Source organism: Rhodobacter sp. 4.3.4 (assembly GCF_058724655.1).
Map to the genome: position 1 here is coordinate 1,003,000 of NZ_CM178967.1, position 17,001 is coordinate 1,020,000.

18 protein-coding genes (1 of these 18 only partly in view) are annotated in these 17,001 nt (G+C 65.3%); 13 read left to right on the plus strand and 5 right to left on the minus strand.

What is annotated here, in order from left to right; all coding sequences use genetic code 11:
• The first annotated feature begins 30 nt into the window (after positions 1 to 30).
• From betA to AC4PTB_RS04810, 4 genes are all read left to right on the plus strand, one after another.
• Positions 31 to 1,686, plus strand: coding sequence for a choline dehydrogenase (betA, locus tag AC4PTB_RS04795; RefSeq protein WP_492191955.1), 1,656 nt, complete (start codon positions 31 to 33; stop codon positions 1,684 to 1,686).
• A 53-nt stretch (positions 1,687 to 1,739) separates the two neighbouring features.
• Positions 1,740 to 2,375, plus strand: a complete 636-nt coding sequence (locus tag AC4PTB_RS04800; RefSeq protein WP_492191956.1) for a thermonuclease family protein — start codon at positions 1,740 to 1,742, stop codon at positions 2,373 to 2,375.
• Positions 2,376 to 2,453: 78 nt separating this feature from the next.
• Complete coding sequence (locus AC4PTB_RS04805; protein WP_492191957.1) at positions 2,454 to 3,008, plus strand: DUF1003 domain-containing protein; 555 nt, start codon at positions 2,454 to 2,456, stop codon at positions 3,006 to 3,008.
• A 75-nt stretch (positions 3,009 to 3,083) separates the two neighbouring features.
• The gene (locus AC4PTB_RS04810; protein WP_492191958.1) at positions 3,084 to 3,323 is read left to right on the plus strand and encodes an HP1242/YdcH family protein; all 240 of its coding nucleotides are present in this window, start codon (positions 3,084 to 3,086) and stop codon (positions 3,321 to 3,323) included.
• Positions 3,324 to 3,383: 60 nt separating this feature from the next.
• Here AC4PTB_RS04810 and AC4PTB_RS04815 read toward each other — a convergent pair whose 3' ends face one another.
• A complete protein-coding gene (locus AC4PTB_RS04815; protein WP_492191959.1) occupies positions 3,384 to 4,781 on the minus strand; it encodes a helix-turn-helix domain-containing protein in 1,398 nt (465 codons plus the stop codon).
• A gap of 110 nt (positions 4,782 to 4,891) precedes the next feature.
• Here AC4PTB_RS04815 and AC4PTB_RS04820 point away from each other — a divergent pair, with 110 nt between their 5' ends.
• Positions 4,892 to 5,452 (plus strand): hypothetical protein, encoded by a 561-nt coding sequence (locus AC4PTB_RS04820; protein ID WP_492191960.1) that lies wholly within the window; start codon positions 4,892 to 4,894, stop codon positions 5,450 to 5,452.
• Here AC4PTB_RS04820 and AC4PTB_RS04825 read toward each other — a convergent pair.
• Together AC4PTB_RS04825 and AC4PTB_RS04830 are read right to left on the minus strand one after the other, a co-directional pair.
• Positions 5,446 to 6,630 carry a multidrug effflux MFS transporter gene (locus tag AC4PTB_RS04825; RefSeq protein ID WP_492191961.1) on the minus strand — a complete coding sequence of 395 codons (1,185 nt, stop codon included), beginning with the start codon at positions 6,628 to 6,630 and terminating at the stop codon, positions 5,446 to 5,448. The two genes, AC4PTB_RS04820 and AC4PTB_RS04825, sit on opposite strands and share 7 nt — an antisense overlap.
• 119 nt (positions 6,631 to 6,749) lie before the next feature.
• Positions 6,750 to 7,100, minus strand: a complete 351-nt coding sequence (locus AC4PTB_RS04830; RefSeq protein ID WP_492191962.1) for a DMT family protein — start codon at positions 7,098 to 7,100, stop codon at positions 6,750 to 6,752.
• Between the two features lie 176 nt (positions 7,101 to 7,276).
• Between AC4PTB_RS04830 and AC4PTB_RS04835 the strand changes: the two genes are divergently transcribed.
• The 6 genes from AC4PTB_RS04835 (at position 7,277) to scpA (ending at position 15,115) form a co-directional block, all read left to right on the plus strand.
• Positions 7,277 to 8,809: an acyl-CoA carboxylase subunit beta gene (locus tag AC4PTB_RS04835; protein WP_492191963.1), complete on the plus strand. Its 1,533-nt coding sequence runs from the start codon at positions 7,277 to 7,279 to the stop codon at positions 8,807 to 8,809.
• A 10-nt stretch (positions 8,810 to 8,819) separates the two neighbouring features.
• Positions 8,820 to 9,359: a DUF6497 family protein gene (locus tag AC4PTB_RS04840; protein ID WP_492191964.1), complete on the plus strand. Its 540-nt coding sequence runs from the start codon at positions 8,820 to 8,822 to the stop codon at positions 9,357 to 9,359.
• A 427-nt stretch (positions 9,360 to 9,786) separates the two neighbouring features.
• Positions 9,787 to 10,185 carry a hypothetical protein gene (locus AC4PTB_RS04845; RefSeq protein ID WP_492191965.1) on the plus strand — a complete coding sequence of 133 codons (399 nt, stop codon included), beginning with the start codon at positions 9,787 to 9,789 and terminating at the stop codon, positions 10,183 to 10,185.
• 343 nt (positions 10,186 to 10,528) lie between these two features.
• The gene (locus tag AC4PTB_RS04850) at positions 10,529 to 10,738 is read left to right on the plus strand and encodes a hypothetical protein (protein ID WP_492191966.1); all 210 of its coding nucleotides are present in this window, start codon (positions 10,529 to 10,531) and stop codon (positions 10,736 to 10,738) included.
• Between the two features lie 153 nt (positions 10,739 to 10,891).
• On the plus strand, positions 10,892 to 12,895 hold the full coding sequence (locus AC4PTB_RS04855; protein WP_492191967.1) for an acetyl-CoA carboxylase biotin carboxylase subunit: 2,004 nt from the start codon (positions 10,892 to 10,894) through the stop codon (positions 12,893 to 12,895).
• A gap of 90 nt (positions 12,896 to 12,985) precedes the next feature.
• On the plus strand, positions 12,986 to 15,115 hold the full coding sequence (gene scpA / locus AC4PTB_RS04860) for a methylmalonyl-CoA mutase (RefSeq protein WP_492191968.1): 2,130 nt from the start codon (positions 12,986 to 12,988) through the stop codon (positions 15,113 to 15,115).
• 107 nt (positions 15,116 to 15,222) lie between these two features.
• Here scpA and bfr read toward each other — a convergent pair whose 3' ends face one another.
• Positions 15,223 to 15,708, minus strand: coding sequence for a bacterioferritin (gene bfr / locus AC4PTB_RS04865; protein ID WP_055213355.1), 486 nt, complete (start codon positions 15,706 to 15,708; stop codon positions 15,223 to 15,225).
• Between the two features lie 20 nt (positions 15,709 to 15,728).
• Positions 15,729 to 15,971 carry a (2Fe-2S)-binding protein gene (locus AC4PTB_RS04870; RefSeq protein WP_136908717.1) on the minus strand — a complete coding sequence of 81 codons (243 nt, stop codon included), beginning with the start codon at positions 15,969 to 15,971 and terminating at the stop codon, positions 15,729 to 15,731.
• A 166-nt stretch (positions 15,972 to 16,137) separates the two neighbouring features.
• Between AC4PTB_RS04870 and AC4PTB_RS04875 the strand changes: the two genes are divergently transcribed.
• Both AC4PTB_RS04875 and pssA read left to right on the plus strand, forming a co-directional pair.
• On the plus strand, positions 16,138 to 16,836 hold the full coding sequence (locus tag AC4PTB_RS04875) for a phosphatidylserine decarboxylase (protein WP_492191969.1): 699 nt from the start codon (positions 16,138 to 16,140) through the stop codon (positions 16,834 to 16,836).
• 1 nt (position 16,837) lies between these two features.
• On the plus strand, positions 16,838 to 17,001 hold the 5' end (the start) of the coding sequence (gene pssA / locus AC4PTB_RS04880; RefSeq protein ID WP_492191970.1) for a CDP-diacylglycerol--serine O-phosphatidyltransferase. 574 nt of this gene lie beyond the right edge of the window; the window shows 164 of its 738 coding nt (coding positions 1-164); its start codon is at positions 16,838 to 16,840; the stop codon falls past the right edge of the window.

The following is a 17,001-nucleotide window of genomic DNA, read 5'->3' on the forward strand; positions in this document are numbered from 1 at the left end:
AAAAACAGGGTTCAGGCAGAGGGTCGCGCGATGGATGCGGATTATGTGATCGTTGGGGCAGGCTCGGGCGGCTCGGCCTTGGGCTATCGGCTGGCCGAGGCCGGGCATCGGGTGGCGATCATCGAATTCGGCGGCACCGACTGGGGCCCCTTCATCGAGATGCCGGCGGCCCTGTCTTACCCGATGAACATGGGGCGCTATGACTGGGGCATGGGCACCGAGCCCGAGCCGCATCTTGGCAACCGCCGTCTGGTGACGCCGCGCGGCAAGGTGATTGGCGGGTCGTCCTCGATCAACGGCATGGTCTATGTGCGCGGCCACGCCTGCGATTTCGACCATTGGGCGGAACAGGGCGCGGCGGGCTGGGGCTATGCCGATGTGCTGCCCTATTTCAAGCGCCAGGAACATTGGCACGGCGGCCATGACGGCGCCGACGCGACCTGGCGCGGCTCGAAAGGCCCGCTGCATGTGACGCGGGGCCCGCGCAGGAACCCGCTTTTCCAGCATTTCATCGAGGCGGGGGCGGCGGCGGGCTACCCCGTGACGATGGATTACAACGGCGAGCAGCAGGAGGGCTTCGGCCCGATGGAGGCGACGATCTGGCAGGGGCGGCGCTGGTCGGTGGCCTCGGCCTATCTGCGCCCCGCGATCAAGACCGGGCGGCTGAAGATCGTCCGCGGTCTGGCGCGCAAGGTGGTGATCGAGCAGGGCCGCGCGGTCGGCGTCGAATATGAAAAGGGCGGCGAGATCAAGGTTCTGAAGGCGAAGGCCGAGGTGATCCTTGCGGCCTCGGCGCTCAATACGCCGAAGCTTCTGATGTTGTCCGGCATCGGCGACGCGGAGCATTTGCAAGCGCATGGGATTGAGGTTCTGGCGCATCGCCCAGGGGTTGGGGCGAACCTGCAGGACCACCTTGAAATCTATATGCAATTCGCATCCCGGGAGCCGGTCACGCTGTATAAATACTGGAACCTTTGGGGCAAGCTGACGGTCGGCGCGCAATGGCTGCTGACCAAGCGCGGCCTTGGCGCCTCGAACCAGTTCGAGGCCTGCGGCTTCATCCGCTCCGACAAGGGCGTCGAATATCCCGATATCCAGTATCACTTCCTGCCCATCGCCGTGCGCTATGACGGCAAGGCCGCCGCCGAGGGGCATGGCTTTCAGGTCCATACCGGGCCGATGCGGTCGAAATCGCGCGGCACGGTGCGGCTGCGGTCTGCGGACCCGCGCGAAAACCCGGAGATCCGCTTCAACTACATGTCGCATCCCGACGACTGGGCGGAGTTCCGCAAGGTGGTGCGGCTGACGCGGGAAATCTTTGCCCAGGCGCCGATGGCGCAGCATGTCAAGCACGAGATCCAGCCCGGTGCGGCGGTGCAAAGCGATGATCAGATCGACGCCTTCATCCGCGATCACGCCGAAAGCGCTTATCACCCCTGCGGCACCGCGCGCATGGGGCGGGCGGATGATCCGATGGCGGTGGTCGACCCGGATGCGCGGGTGATTGGGGTCGAGGGGCTGCGCGTCGCTGACAGCTCGATCTTCCCGCGGGTGACGAATGGCAACCTGAACGCGCCCTCGATCATGACCGGCGAGAAGGTGGCCGATCATATTCTGGGCCGTCGTCTGCCCGCCGAGAATGCGGCCCCCTGGATCAACCCGAACTGGCGGGTGTCGCAGCGCTAAGCATGACCGGCGCGCAGGCTTGCGTTCGCCTTCCGTTCTGCTAGCCTGCGGCGATGGTGAAGTGGGTTCTGATCGGGCTTGTGCTGGCGCTGCCGGCGCAGGCCGAAATCTTGCAGGGGCGGGCGCGGGTGGTCGATGGCGATACGCTGGCCATCGGCACGCAAAAGGTGCGTTTGTTCGGGATAGATGCGCCGGAACATGATCAGCTGTGCAAGGATGCGCAGGGGCGTGATTGGCCCTGCGGGCAGGCGTCCCGGGACCGGCTTGGCGCGCTGGCCTCGGGCACGGTGCGCTGCGCGGGTGGGGATCGCGATCGCTACGACCGGCTTCTGGCGGTTTGCAGCGCGGGCGGGCGCGATCTGAACGCGGTGCTGGTGGCCGAGGGCATGGCCGAGGCTTACCGCAAATATGCGCGCGACTATGTTCCCGAAGAGACGCAGGCGCGCGCCGCGCAGCGCGGCATCTGGGCCGGGCCGCATCTGGCGCCCGAGGCGGCGCGGCATGGCCCGGTGCAAAGCCCGCCCGGGGCCTGCCGGATCAAGGGCAATATCTCGAAAAAGGGGCAGATCTTCCATCTGCCCGGCTCGCGCGATTACGACCGCACCCGGATCGACGAGACAAAGGGCGAGCGCTGGTTCTGCACCGAGGCCGAGGCGCGGGCGGCGGGCTGGCGGCCCATGGGCAGCTGATCGCGCCTCCTCTCACGTTCTCGTCGGTGGACATCCGGCCCGCCCCGTCGCAGCATCGCCAAAACGGCAGGGGGGGCCATGGACGCCAAGCTTCGCATCCTTTCCGAACGGCTTTTGCGCAAGAGCTTCGAAGAGTTGAACGAACGCGACCGGCGCGTGCTGCGCCATGTCGCCGAACATGGCACGGTGGCGCGCGATCTGAGCCAGCCCGAGTCCGATCTGGGCGCCCGCATCGCCGACCGGGTCGCGGCCTTTGGCGGGTCCTGGAGCTTCATCGGGATTTTTGCGCTGGTCCTGCTGGGCTGGGTGGCGCTGAACACGGTGATTCTTGTCACTGCCATTGACCCCTATCCCTTTGTTTTCCTGAACCTGATCCTGTCGATGCTGGCGGCGGTTCAGGCGCCTGTGATCATGATGAGCCAGAACCGGCAGGCGGAAAAGGATCGCCTTGCCGCGGCGCATGATTACGAAGTGAACCTGAAGGCGGAGGTTGAGATCATGCGGCTGCATGAAAAGCTGGACGAGTTGCGGATGGTGGCGCTGGAGGGGCGGTTCGCGGCGCTGGAGGCACGGCTTGACGCGATTGCGGCGGCGGTGGGGGCCGGGAAGGGCGCGGACGGGGCGGCGACTTGATACGGGTCAAGGTGGCGCAAGCGCTCCGGGGCTAGGCTTGAGTCGTAGGAAATGCAGATCGCAAAGGAACAGCTCATGTCGAACACCCCGCATACCCTGTCCGAGGAATTCCCGTTCGAGATGGACAAGCTGCATGCTTTGAAGGTCACGAACGCCCATTTCGCCAAGCTTCTGGAAGATTACGACGCGGTGAATGACAAGGTTCACCGGGCCGAAAGCAATGTCGAACCGCTGGACCATTTCGCCGAAGTGGATCTGCGCAAGCAACGCGCGCATATCAAGGACGAAATCGCCCATATGCTGCACCATTCCTGACGACCTCCACAGACTGATCGACAAGCCTCGGATCTTCCGGGGCTTTTCGATGTCTCAGGATCAGGCGATGTCGTAAGGCAGCAGGCCGCGGCGGTTCGGATCGACGCGCAGCCGCCGTTCCAGCGGCGGCACCGAGCGCTGGTGGCAATCCTTGCGCTCGCAGATCCGGCAGGAGATTCCGATCGGCTGATAGGCGCGCGGATTGCCCAGTTCCATGTCGTCGGCATAGACCATGCCGCGGGCATGGCTGACCTCGCAGCCCAGACAGATCGCATAGCGCCGCACCGGGGCGGTGAAGCTGCCGCCGGTTTTCGACACGTCGCGGGCAAGGCAGAGATAGCGCACCCCATCGGGTGTCTCGGTCAGCTGACGCAGGAATTTCGTCGGTGTTTCAAAGGCCTGATGCACGTTCCACAGCGGGCAGGCGCCGCCGAAGCGGGCGAATTGCAGCCGCGTCGCGGAATGGCGCTTGGTGATCGTGCCGGCCTGATCGACGCGGACGAAGAAGAAGGGGATGCCCTTGGCGCCGGGCCGTTGCAGCGTCGAGAGCCGATGCGCCACCTGCTCGATGCTGGCGCCGAAAGCATCGCCGAGCCGCTCCAGATCGTGGCGGGTTTCCTGCGCCGCCTCCAGGAAGACGCGATAGGGGAGCAGCGCCGCACCGGCGAAATAATTCGCCAGACCGATCTTGGCGATTGCCCGCGAAGTCTCGGATTGGAAGCGCGCCAGATCCAGCGTCGCCTCGAGCAACTCGTTCTGGGTGATCAGCGCGACCTGATGCAGCAGCTGAAACGCCTGCGTCGAGCGGCTGGCATGGGTGGAGATCAGGATGCGGTCGCCATCGCGGGCGCGCAGCTCGGACATGTTCGAAAACTGCACCTCGACACCGCGGGCGCGCAGGGCCTCGGTGGCCCGTGTGATCGGATCCAACCTCTTGCCATCCGGGCAGGAAAACCGTTCCGCGGCGCGATCGACGGCATCGATGTAATTGTCGCAATAGTGAAAGAAGTCGCGGACCTCTTCCCAGGGCGAAACCACCGTCTGCGCGCCTTCGCGGCCCAGGGCCTCGTCCAGCGAGGCCAGCCGTTCATGCGCCTGCCGGTAGGCGCGGTGCAGTTCGAGGAAAGCCCGGGCGAGGGCGGGCGCATTCGAGGCCGCCAGCCGCAGATCGGCGAGCGGCGGCGTGCCGCCATCGGCAAAGACCGGATCCGCCATCGCCTCGCGCATGTCACTGACCAGCCGCTCCGCATCGCCCGCCGACAGCTCGGTCACGTCAAGCCCGAATTCCCCCGCCAGCGCCAGCACCACCGCGGCCGAAACCGGACGATGATTGTTTTCCATCTGGTTCAGATAGGGCAGCGAGACCCCCAGCCGGTCGGCAAAGGCCTTTTGCGTCAGCCCCAGACGCGCCCGGGTCTCGCGCAGTTTCACCCCGGCGTAAAGTTTTTGCGTGGCCATCTCGCCCCCTGCTTTGCAAAGCTCTCGTAGCCTTTGCAAACGGTGTCCGCAAGGGAAGGTTGCATTGCCGGGACAAAGCGCCCTAGCTTGGCGCAGCAGAGGGGGGGACCATGCGAGGGCTGTCGGCTTTGATCGTTCTGGCTTTGTGCGGCTGCGCTCCGGTGCCGCCCGCGATCACGCAAGATCAGCAGGCGCGGATCGCGGCGCCCGATCCTGCGCTGGCGGCGCAGGTGGCGCGGTTGCTGCCCGCCTTGCGTGCCGAAGAGCGCGCCCGCAATGCCCGGGCGCTGTCCGGGGGGCGGGGGCTGACCCCGGCCGAGCAGGACATCGCCCGCCGCGTTGGTGTGCAACATCCTGAAAAGGTGCGGCTTCTGGTGCTGCCGAAGATCCCGCCGATGACCGACCCGGAGCTGGCGCGGCTGTTCCGCATCGAGCGCGCCTGGGGGCTGACGACGGGTTATGGCATCACCGTGACGCAGATGCCGGTGCCCGACTGGCTTTTGGCGCATGAGCTGGTGCATGTGGCGCAATACGAGCGGCTGGGCGCCGGGCCGATGCTGCGCCGCACGCTGACCGAGTCGCTGGTGCTGCCCGGCAATCTGATCCCGCTCGAGCGCGAGGCGATCGCGCTGGGCGACCGCGTGGCGAAATCGCCCGCCTATGGTTACTGAGGCCGCGCCATCACCCAGAGGATCGCCACGACCGAAAGCGCCGAAGAGCCGAACATCACCCAAAGCAGTCGCGCCACCTCGACCTCGGGGCCAAGCAGCGTCGCGGTCAGGCTGGCCAGAGCCGCGCCGGTGCCGATCGTCATGGTCGCGCCCAGACCCGAGGCGGTGCCCGCGAGATCCGCCCGCACCGACATCAGCCCGGCATTGGCCGAGGGCAGGCTGAGGCCGTTGCCGATCCCGGTCACGCCGACGACGGTGAAAAAGGTGATCGGGCCCAGCACGCCCGCGGCCTTGGCGATCAGCGCCACGGCGATGGCGGCGGTGGCAAGCACCGTGCCCCAAAGCACCATCCGGTCCATGCCCAGATGCAGCGAAAACCGCCCCGAGATCCAGTTGCCGATCAGATAGCCAAGCGACGGCAGGGCGAAGAAATAGCCGACCTCGACCGGGGAGAGGCCAAAGGCCTGCTCGCCCACCAGCGCCGCGCCGCCCAGATAGGCGTAAAACAGCCCCGCCGAGGCGGCGGCCGACAGCGCATAGCCCCAGAACCGCGGCGAACGCAGCAGGATCGGATAGGCCCGCATCTGTGCGCCAAAACCAAGCCCCCCGCCCGAGACGGTCTCGCCCATGTCGGCCCAGACCAGCGCGAAAAGAAGCGCCCCCGAGGCGGCCAGCACGGCCAGGTTCGCCTGCCAGCCGAAAAGCCCGTCCAGGAGCCCGCCCACCGCAGGTCCGATCATCGGCACCAGCGACATCCCCATGGTGACATAGCCGATCATCGAGGCGGCCGCGGGGCCGGGCACCATGTCGCGCACCGCCGCGCGGGCCAGCACGAAGGCGGTGGCCACGACCGCCTGCACGAAGCGCGCGGCGAGGAAAGCCTGGGCATTCGGCGCAAACAGCGCTGCGACCGAGGCGAGGGTGAAGATCGCCACCACCCACAGCAGCACCGGGCGGCGGCCGTAGCGGTCGGAAATCGGCCCGACGACGAATTGCGCCACGGCGGAAGCCGCCAGATAGGCGGAAACGGCCAGCTGCATCAGCCCGTAATCGACGCCGAAATGCCGCGCCATCCCGGGCAGCGAGGGCAGGAAGATGTTGAGACTGAGCGCCGCCACGCCGGTGGCGAGCACAAGGGTGACGATATGCGGGGGCGTGTTGCGGGACAGGAAGGCCATGGCACCGCGCTAGGCCGCGCGCGTCATTTTGTCCATCGGGTAAAATGTATGCGTCACAAGATCGGGGAAGGGCGGGGAAAGGCGCGACCCTGTCTGACCCGTCCGGGGCAACCGCGCCGTCAGCCCTTGTTCGAAAAGATCAGCGCCGCCCCGGCGACGATCAGGGCGAATCCGGCCAGCGTGCGCCAGGTCGGCGGCTCGCCCAGCCACCAGCTGTTGAAGCCGACAAAGACGGTGAGCGAAATCACCTCCTGCATCACTTTCAGCTGCGCCGCCGACATCGCGCCGTAGCCGATGCGGTTGGCGGGCACCATCAGGCAATATTCGAAGAAGGCGATACCCCAGGAAATCCCGATCGCCACCAGCATCGGCGCCGATTTGAAACGCAGATGCCCGTACCAGGCGAAGGTCATGAACACATTCGAGGCGGTCAGCAAAAGAAAGGTGACGAGGGGCGCGGGCAGGGTCATGATCGGCTCCGAAACGGCTGTGCTCTCCTAGCGCGTTTGGCCCGTCGGCACCAGATTATTTGCAATATCGCAATTCGCACTTCGCGGTCTGAGAATTATTTGCAAATTTTCCCGAATCCGCTTGGTAACAATCTTTCGTTCCGATAGGTTGCGCGGAAATTCTCGGAGGAGATCCCATGAAAGACATCCTGAGCGAGCTGGAAAGCCGGCGTGCGGCGGCGCGGCTTGGCGGCGGCGAGCGGCGCATCGAGGCCCAGCACAAGAAGGGCAAGCTGACGGCGCGCGAACGCATCGAACTGCTTCTGGACGAGGGCTCGTTCGAGGAATTCGACATGTTCAAGGCGCATCGCTGCGTCGATTTCGGCATGGAAGCCGAGCATATCTCGGGCGATGGCGTCGTCACCGGCTGGGGCACGGTGAATGGCCGCATGGTCTATGTGTTCAGCCAGGATTTCACCGTCTTCGGCGGCTCGCTGTCCGAAACCCATGCCGAGAAGATCTGCAAGATCATGGATATGGCGATGCAGAACGGCGCCCCGGTGATCGGCATGAACGACTCGGGTGGCGCGCGGATTCAAGAGGGCGTCGCCTCGCTCGCCGGTTACGCCGAGGTGTTCCAGCGCAACATCATGGCCTCGGGCGTGGTGCCGCAGATTTCGCTGATCATGGGGCCCTGTGCCGGTGGCGCGGTCTATTCCCCCGCGATGACCGACTTCATCTTCATGGTGAAGGACAGCTCCTACATGTTCGTGACCGGCCCCGACGTGGTGAAGACCGTGACGAACGAGATCGTCACCGCCGAGGAACTGGGCGGCGCCTCCACCCATACCAAGAAATCCTCGGTCGCCGACGGCGCCTATGAGAACGACGTGGAAGCGATCGCGGAAACCCGCCGCCTGATCGATTTCCTGCCGCTCTCGAACCGCGAAAAGGCGCCGGTGCGGCCCTTCTTCGACGAGGTCAACCGCATCGAGGAAAGCCTTGATACGCTGATCCCGGCCAACCCCAACATGCCCTATGACATGAAGGAATTGATCACGAAGATCGCCGACGAGGGCGATTTCTTCGAGATTCAAAAGGATTACGCCGGCAACATCATCACCGGCTTCATCCGCATCGAGGGTCAGACCGTGGGCGTCGTCGCGAACCAGCCGATGGTTCTGGCGGGCTGCCTTGACATCGACAGCTCGCGCAAGGCGGCGCGGTTCGTGCGCTTCTGCGACGCGTTTGAGATCCCGATCCTGACGCTGGTCGACGTGCCCGGCTTCCTGCCCGGCACCGGCCAGGAATATGGCGGCGTGATCAAGCACGGCGCGAAGCTGCTGTTCGCTTACGGCGAAGCCACCGTGCCGAAAGTCACCGTCATCACCCGCAAGGCCTATGGCGGCGCCTATGACGTGATGGCCTCGAAACACCTGCGCGGCGATTTCAACTATGCCTGGCCCACCGCCGAAATCGCGGTGATGGGGGCCAAGGGCGCGACCGAGATCCTGTATCGCTCGGAACTGGGCGACAAGGACAAGATCGCGGCGCGCACCAAGGACTACGAAGACCGCTTCGCCAACCCCTTCGTGGCGGCCGAACGCGGCTTCATCGACGAGGTGATCAAACCCTCGTCCACCCGGCGTCGGGTGGCCCGTGCTTTCGCGAGCCTGCGCTCGAAGAAGCTGGCCAACCCGTGGAAGAAACACGACAACATTCCGCTCTGAGGGGCGCGGAATGCTTCGTGGGGCCGGGCAGGCGCGCACAGCCTTGCGGGGGGCGATCGCGGTCGTCCTCGCTGTGACGGCGCTTGCCCGGCCCATCTCTGCCCAGGAAGATGCGGCGATCGAGGCGGATCTGATCCCGCCGATGCCCGCGCAGACCGGGGCGGAAACGGCTTTCGGGCCGGTGCAGGAAACCGGGCCCTTGCCGGTGCCCTCGGGGCCGCAGATCACGGTGCCGTCGGGGATCAGGCTGCACTGGCTGGAGACCCGGATGGACGGGGCCGGTCCGCAGGGGCTGACGCTGCGCTTTCGCTTCGTCGCGCCGCAGGTGGCCGGGGCGGGCTATGGCCCGGACAAGGCCGCGGCCGACCTGCAGGCGCTGTGCGACGGTTTCGCGCTGGCGCATCTGCCCGCGGACGGGCCGCAGCCTGCCGGGCTTGTCCTTGATCTGGCGGACCGCGTCGTGCCCTTCGGGGCATCGGACGACAGGGCTGTGCAATTCTTCGAGGCCTATTCCATCGCCGATGGGGCCTGTCACTGGGAGCTTTTCTGATGGCGACGCTGCGCAAGCACACAACGGGTTGGGGGGAAGTCACGACTTGCCCGAAACTTTTGTGTTCACGCGCTTTTCGCTTCATCCCTCTTGACGGTCGCGGTAAGTTGGCGCGCGACCGGAATCAGCCGGTCCGAACAATGACAGACAAGGACCCGACGGGCGGGGCATTCCGCCCGCACCAAGGTCCTGACAGGAGATACCCATGTCGAACAAAGTCCTCTTCGCTCTCGTCGCGGTTGCTTTCGTTGCCGCTTGCGCCCCCAAAGCCGAGCCGGTGGCTCCGGTCACCGTCGAACCGGTGCAAACCGGCAAATACAAGTAATCGGTTCCGGGGGCAGGGCACGCCCCATGCCCCCGGCCTGCCCGTTCCGCGCTTGCGCGGGACGGGTCTGATGTGCGACCCCGCGCTGGAAAGGGGCACATCATGCTGAAACACCGTGGCTTCCCGGGGCGTCTTCCCGGGTCCGATTTCCAGTTCACCATCCGTCGCGCCAATGCCAAGAAAGGCGCCACCAAGATCGTCCGCCGCGAGCGCTACAAGGACCGCGCGCCTGCGGACCGTCGCGCCGATGCGGGCTTCATGGCCGCGCTTTGGAATTATTTTGGCGAAGAGCCCTTCGAGCGGGGCAATCTGGATGCCGGGCGCCTGTCCTGGCTGATCGGTCGCGAGGTCGTCTGGGCCAGCGAACCCGCCGATCCTTGCAGCTACGAGCAGCTTTTGCGCATCGACCGCAAGCGGGCCGAGGCCAGCTTTCCCGAGGTCTTCGCCGATCCCGACGCCTTCGACTGGGAGGCGGACGACGCGGAGGATGACTGGGAATGACCGGGCTCCGGGCGGCGTATCGGCGGAAAATCGCCTATTTTTGTGGGGCTTTTGCCCCCGCCTCTGGCAATGCGGCATCGGCGCCCCATATCGGGATGCAGATGGCGTGTTTCGAAGCCGCGCCGTCCAACCTCCATGTTAGTGTCTTGGGGTCGCGGCCCGGCGTTTTCGTCGGGCCGCGCCTTTGCGCCCCGGCCCCCGCCGCTGCGGCGGCGGCGCCCGATGGGCAGAGCCTTGCCGATGCGGCCCGCCGCTCTTCCCGTGATCGGAACTACCCGTTGTGCTGGCGCGTTTCTGCGCTAGAATCGGGGGTAATCATAACCCCTGTCGGAGGCAGACAATCATGCGCAGCACTTCCCTTCTCCTGGCTCTCGTGGCGGCTTCGGCGCTGGCCGGCTGCATGGAAACCCAGGGCCAGCGCGCCCTTGCAGGCGGCGCGGCCGGGGCGATCATCGCCGATGCGGCCGACAAGAACATGGTCGCCGGGGCGGCGCTTGGCGCGCTGGCCGGTGGGGCGACCTGCAACGCCGGCATCGGCGGTCCCTGCTACTGAGCTGAGCCACATTTCCCCGCCTGCGCGGGGTGCAACTGCATGCCGCCATCGAGGGTTCCCCCCTCGTTGGCGTTTCGTTTCGCCCGCCATGACGGCACATGACATCACGAAAGGGGGCGCGGGCCAATCCGCGCCCGGAGGAAGGGACTGACCATGTTCAAGAAAATCCTGATCGCCAACCGCGGCGAGATCGCCTGCCGCGTCATCAAATCGGCGCGCAAGATGGGCATCAAGACGGTGGCCGTCTATTCCGACGCCGATGCGCAGGCGCTGCACGTCAAGATGGCGGACGAGGCCGTCCACATCGGCCCGCCGCCCGCGAACCAGTCCTATATCGTGATCGACAAGATCATGGACGCCATCCGCCAGACCGGCGCCGAGGCGGTGCACCCGGGCTATGGCTTCCTGTCCGAGCGGATGGATTTCGCCGCTGCGCTGGAAAAAGAAGGCGTGATCTTTGTCGGACCGCCGAGCCCGGCGATCGAGGCGATGGGCGACAAGATCACCTCGAAAAAACTGGCGCAGGAAGCCGGGGTTTCGACCGTTCCGGGTTACATGGGCCTGATCGCCGATGCCGATGAAGCGGTGAAGATCTCCGACCAGATCGGCTATCCGGTGATGATCAAGGCCTCGGCGGGCGGCGGCGGCAAGGGCATGCGGATCGCCTGGAACGCCGAGGAAGCGCGCGAGGGCTTCCAGTCCTCGAAGAACGAAGCCGCGGCAAGCTTCGGCGATGACCGCATCTTCATCGAGAAATTCGTGACGCAACCGCGCCACATCGAAATTCAGGTGCTGGCCGACAAGCACGGCAATTGCGTCTATCTGAACGAGCGCGAATGCTCGATCCAGCGCCGCAACCAGAAGGTCATCGAAGAGGCACCCTCGCCCTTCCTGGACCCTGCCACCCGCAAGGCGATGGGCGAACAGGCCTGCGCGCTGGCCAAAGCGGTGGGCTACACCTCGGCGGGCACGGTCGAATTCATCGTCGACGGCAACCGCAACTTCTACTTCCTCGAGATGAACACCCGTCTGCAGGTGGAACATCCGGTGACCGAGCTGATCACCGGCATCGACCTGGTGGAAATGATGATCCGCGTCGCCGCGGGCGAGCCGCTGCCCTTCAAGCAGGAAGATATCGGCATCAACGGCTGGGCGATGGAAAGCCGCCTTTACGCCGAAGATCCCTATCGCAACTTCCTGCCCTCGATCGGGCGGCTGACGAAATACCAGCCCCCGGTCGAAGGTCCGACCGCCTCGGGCGGGATCGTGCGCAACGACACCGGCGTCTATGAGGGCGGCGAGATTTCGATGTATTACGACCCGATGATCGCGAAGCTTTGCACCTGGGGTCCGACCCGCGAAGCCGCGATCGAGGAAATGCGGCTGGCGCTGGACACCTTCGAGGTCGAGGGCATCGGCCACAACCTGCCGTTCTGCGCCGCGGTGATGGATCACGACCGCTTCGTCGAGGGCGCGATCACCACGGCCTTCATCGCCGAGGAATATCCCGAGGGCTTCCAGGGCGTCCGGCTGGGCGATGTCATGCTCAAGCGCGTCGCCGCCGCCACCGCCGCGATGAACCGCGTCGCGGAAATCCGCCGCACCAAGATTTCGGGCACGCTGGGCAACCACGAGCGCCGGGTGGGCGATGACTGGGTGGTCAGCCTGCAGGGCGAAAGCTTCGCGCTGAAGATCGCCGCCGACAAGGCGGGCTCGACCGTGACCTTTGCCGATGGCACGAGCCTGCGCGTCGAAAGCGACTGGACGCCCGGCAAGTCGCTGGCGAAGCTGACGGTGGGCGGCGAGCCTTTGGTGCTGAAGGTCGGCAAGATCCCGATGGGCTTCCGCATCCGGGTGCGCGGCGCCGATCTCAAGGTGCATGTCCGCACCCCGCGCCAGCATGATCTGGCGGCACTGATGCCGGAAAAACTGCCGCCGGACACGTCGAAATTCCTGCTCTGCCCGATGCCCGGCCTGATCGTGAAGATCTCGGTCGAGGAGGGGCAGGAAGTGCAGGAAGGTCAGGCGCTGGCCACGGTCGAGGCGATGAAGATGGAAAACATCCTCAAGGCCGAGCGCAAGGGCGTGGTGAAAAAGATCAACTGCGCGGCCGGTGCCTCGCTGAAGGTCGATGACATCATCATGGAATTCGAATGAGGCCGGGGGCTTCCCTGCCAAAGACCTGAACGGACCGGCCGGGAGGGGGGCGCCCCCCCCGGCCTTCGCTCCCCGAAACGAGGCTCGCACATGACCGACAAGATGGAGAGCTGGCGCAAGCTGGCCGAAAAGGAACTCAAGGGCCGCGCGCCCGAGAGCCTGACCTGGAACACGCTCGAAGGCATCGCGGTCAAACCGCTTTACACCGAGGAAGACATCGCCGGGCTGCCGCATATGGGCACGCTGCCGGGCATCGCCCCCTTCACCCGCGGCGTGCGGGCGACGATGTATGCGGGCCGTCCCTGGACGATCCGGCAATATGCGGGTTTCTCGACCGCCGAGGAGAGCAACGCCTTCTACCGCAAGGCGCTGGCCGCCGGCCAACAGGGCGTCTCGGTCGCCTTCGACCTGGCCACCCACCGCGGCTATGACAGCGACCACCCGCGCGTTGTCGGAGATGTCGGCAAGGCCGGCGTGGCGATCGATTCGGTCGAGGACATGAAGATCCTGTTCGACGGCATTCCGCTCGAAAAGGTCTCGGTCTCGATGACGATGAACGGCGCGGTGATCCCGATTCTGGCGAACTTCATCGTCACCGGCGAGGAACAGGGCGTGGATCGGTCGCTGCTTTCGGGCACGATCCAGAACGACATCCTCAAGGAGTTCATGGTCCGCAACACCTATATCTATCCGCCCGAGCCTTCGATGCGGATCATTGCGGATATCATCGAATACACTTCGAAAGAGATGCCGAAGTTCAACTCGATCTCGATTTCCGGCTATCACATGCAGGAAGCGGGCGCGAACCTGGTGCAGGAGCTGGCCTATACGCTGGCCGACGGGCGCGAATATGTGCGCGCGGCGCTGGCGCGGGGGATGAACGTCGATGATTTCGCCGGGCGCCTGTCGTTCTTCTTCGCCATCGGCATGAACTTCTTCATGGAAGCGGCGAAGCTGCGGGCGGCGCGCCTGCTGTGGCACCGCATCATGTCGGAATTCAACCCGCAAAAACCGGGCTCGCTGATGCTGCGGACGCACTGCCAGACCTCGGGCGTGTCGCTGCAAGAGCAGGACCCCTACAACAACGTCATCCGCACCGCCTATGAGGCGATGTCGGCGGCGCTGGGCGGCACGCAGTCGCTGCACACCAACGCGCTGGACGAGGCGATCGCGCTGCCGACCGAGTTTTCGGCCCGGATCGCGCGCAACACCCAGATCATCCTGCAGGAGGAAACCGGCGTCACCAAGGTCGTCGATCCGCTGGCGGGCAGCTATTATGTCGAGGCGCTGACGGCGGAGCTGGCCGAAAAGGCCTGGGCGCTGATCGAGGAAGTCGAGGCGATGGGCGGCATGACCAAGGCCGTGGCCTCGGGGATGCCGAAGCTGCGGATCGAGGAATCGGCGGCCAAGCGTCAGGCGGCGATCGACCGCGGCGAGGATGTGATCGTTGGCGTCAACAAATATCGTCTGGCCAAGGAAGACCCGATCGACATTCTCGACATCGACAACGTGGCGGTGCGCGAAAGCCAGATCGCGCGGCTGACGAAGATGCGCGAAACGCGCGACGAGGCGGCCTGTCAGGCGGCGCTCTTGGAGCTGGGTCGGCGCACGGTCGAAGGGGGCAATCTGCTTGAGGCGGCGGTCGAGTGCGCCCGCGCCCGGGCCTCGGTCGGGGAGATTTCGCTCGCCATGGAAGGGACGTTCGGGCGCCATCGCGCCGAGGTGAAGACGCTGGCGGGCGTTTATGGCGCCGCCTACGAGGGCGACGCGGGCTTTGCGCAGATCCAGGCCGATGTGAACGCCTTTGCCGAGGCCGAGGGGCGGCGTCCGCGTATGCTGGTGGTGAAGATGGGGCAGGACGGTCACGACCGCGGCGCCAAGGTGATCGCGACGGCCTTTGCCGATATCGGCTTTGACGTGGATGTGGGCACGCTGTTCCAGACCCCGGAAGAGGCGGCGCAGGATGCGGTCGACAACGACGTGCACGTGGTCGGCATTTCCTCGCTGGCCGCCGGTCACAAGACGCTGGCGCCGAAGCTGATCGAGGCGCTGAAGGAAAAGGGCGCCGAGGATATCCTGGTGATCTGCGGCGGGGTGATCCCGCAGCAGGATTATGATTTCCTGAAAGCGGCCGGGGTGAAGGCGATCTTCGGGCCGGGCACCAACATTCCGGCGGCGGCGCGCGAGATCCTGGATCTCATCCGCACGGCGCGGGGCTGACACGGGGCAGGGGGGCGCTGCCCCCCGCCTTCGGCCCCCCCCGGGATATTTTGGGCAAGATGACTGAAAAGGCGCTCCGCGAGGGGCGCCTTTGACCTCTGCGGGGCTTACTCGGCCGCGTCCATCGGCGCGGCATTGAGCAGCGCAAAGCCCTGCGGCCCGAGCCGGTCATACAGCGAGATCTGCGTTTCGAGGAAATCGACGTGGCCTTCCTCGTCGGTGATCAGGCTTTCGAAGATGTTCTTCGAGACGATGTCGCCCACCTCGGCGCAGTAATCGCGCGCCTCGCGATACAGTTTCAGCGCGTCATGTTCCGCCGCCAGATCGCATTCGAGCGTCTCGCGCGGGCCCTCTCCGATGCGCAGCGGATCAAGCTTTTGCAGGTTCGGATGCCCTTCAAGGAACAGGATCCGGGCGATGATCTTGTCGGCATGGCCCATTTCCTCGATCGATTCCTCGCGGCTTTTCTTGGCCATCTTCGCGAGGCCCCAGTCTTCCTGCAGCCGGAAATGCACCCAATATTGCGAAATCGCGGTCAGTTCCGACCGCAGTGCCGCGTTGAGAAATTCAATGACCTTTGCGTCGCCTTTCATGGCTGCGTCCTTCCCTGTTGTTACATGCGCAGGTTGCGCAGCTCCGCCGGAACCTGCGCAACTTCTGCGGGTACGGCCAGATTGGCATTTTCCTGCATCGTGGCAAGGAAAAGCGGCATGCAGCCGCCACAATCCGCGCGTTTGCCAAGCGCGCGGTAGATCTTGCCCGGGGTGATCAGCGCGAACCGGTCCGAGGCCCGCATCCAGTCGATGGCGGCATGGATGTCGCGGTGGGTGATGTGCTGGCAGTGACAGACGATCATGGGGCCTCCGTTGCGAAATTACCTAGCGAAACAGTCGGAAAAGTCAATCCGAGTCTTTTGCTTGGGTAACGGATGGCCCGGAGGTTGCGGCAAGGCGCAGCGGTTTCCTTGCGGCGAAACTTGCGCTAGGAAGCGGCAACGGAAAGACCAACGAGAAAGGCTTGCAATGTCCGTTTCCATGCTTTCCACTTTCGTCAAGCCGATGCACCCCGAGGGGCGCAAATTCGTCGCCATCGCGGCGGCGATCACGGTGATGCTGTTTTTGCTGTGGGAGCCGCTGGGCTGGATCGGCACCGGCCTGACGATCTGGGTCTATTATTTCTTCCGCGACCCGCCGCGGGTGACGCCCGCGCGCGAGGGGTTGATGATCTCGCCCGCCGACGGGGTGGTGTCATTGCTGCAACCCGCGGTGCCGCCGGCGGAGCTGGGTCTGGGCGATCAACCCATGACCCGGGTTTCGGTCTTCATGTCGGTCTTCAACTGCCATGTGAACCGGCTGCCGCTGGCGGGGCGGATCACCAAGGTCGCCTATCACAAGGGGCTGTTTCTGAACGCCTCGCTGGACAAGGCGTCCTTGGACAACGAGCGCAACGGGCTGGCGGTCGAGACCGCCGCGGGGCAGCGTTACGGCGTGGTGCAGATCGCGGGTCTGGTGGCGCGGCGCATCCTGTGCTTCGTCAAGGAGGGGGACACGCTTGCCACCGGCGACCGCTTCGGGCTGATCCGCTTTGGCTCGCGGCTGGACATCTACCTGCCCGAAGGCGTGCAGCCGCTGGTCTGCATCGGTCAGACGATGATTGCCGGGGAGACAGTGATTGCCGATCTGACCGGGTCTGAACTCGCCCGCACCGGCGAGGTGCGTTAAGATGAGCCTCGAGCCGCAGGACCGCGAAAAGCTGCCGTTCCTTTTCCTTCTGCCCAATCTGGTGACGCTGGCGGGGATGTGTCTGGGCCTGACCGCGATCCGCTTTGCGATGGTGGGCAAGTTCGAGATGGCGGTGACGCTGCTGCTGATCTCGGCGGCGATCGA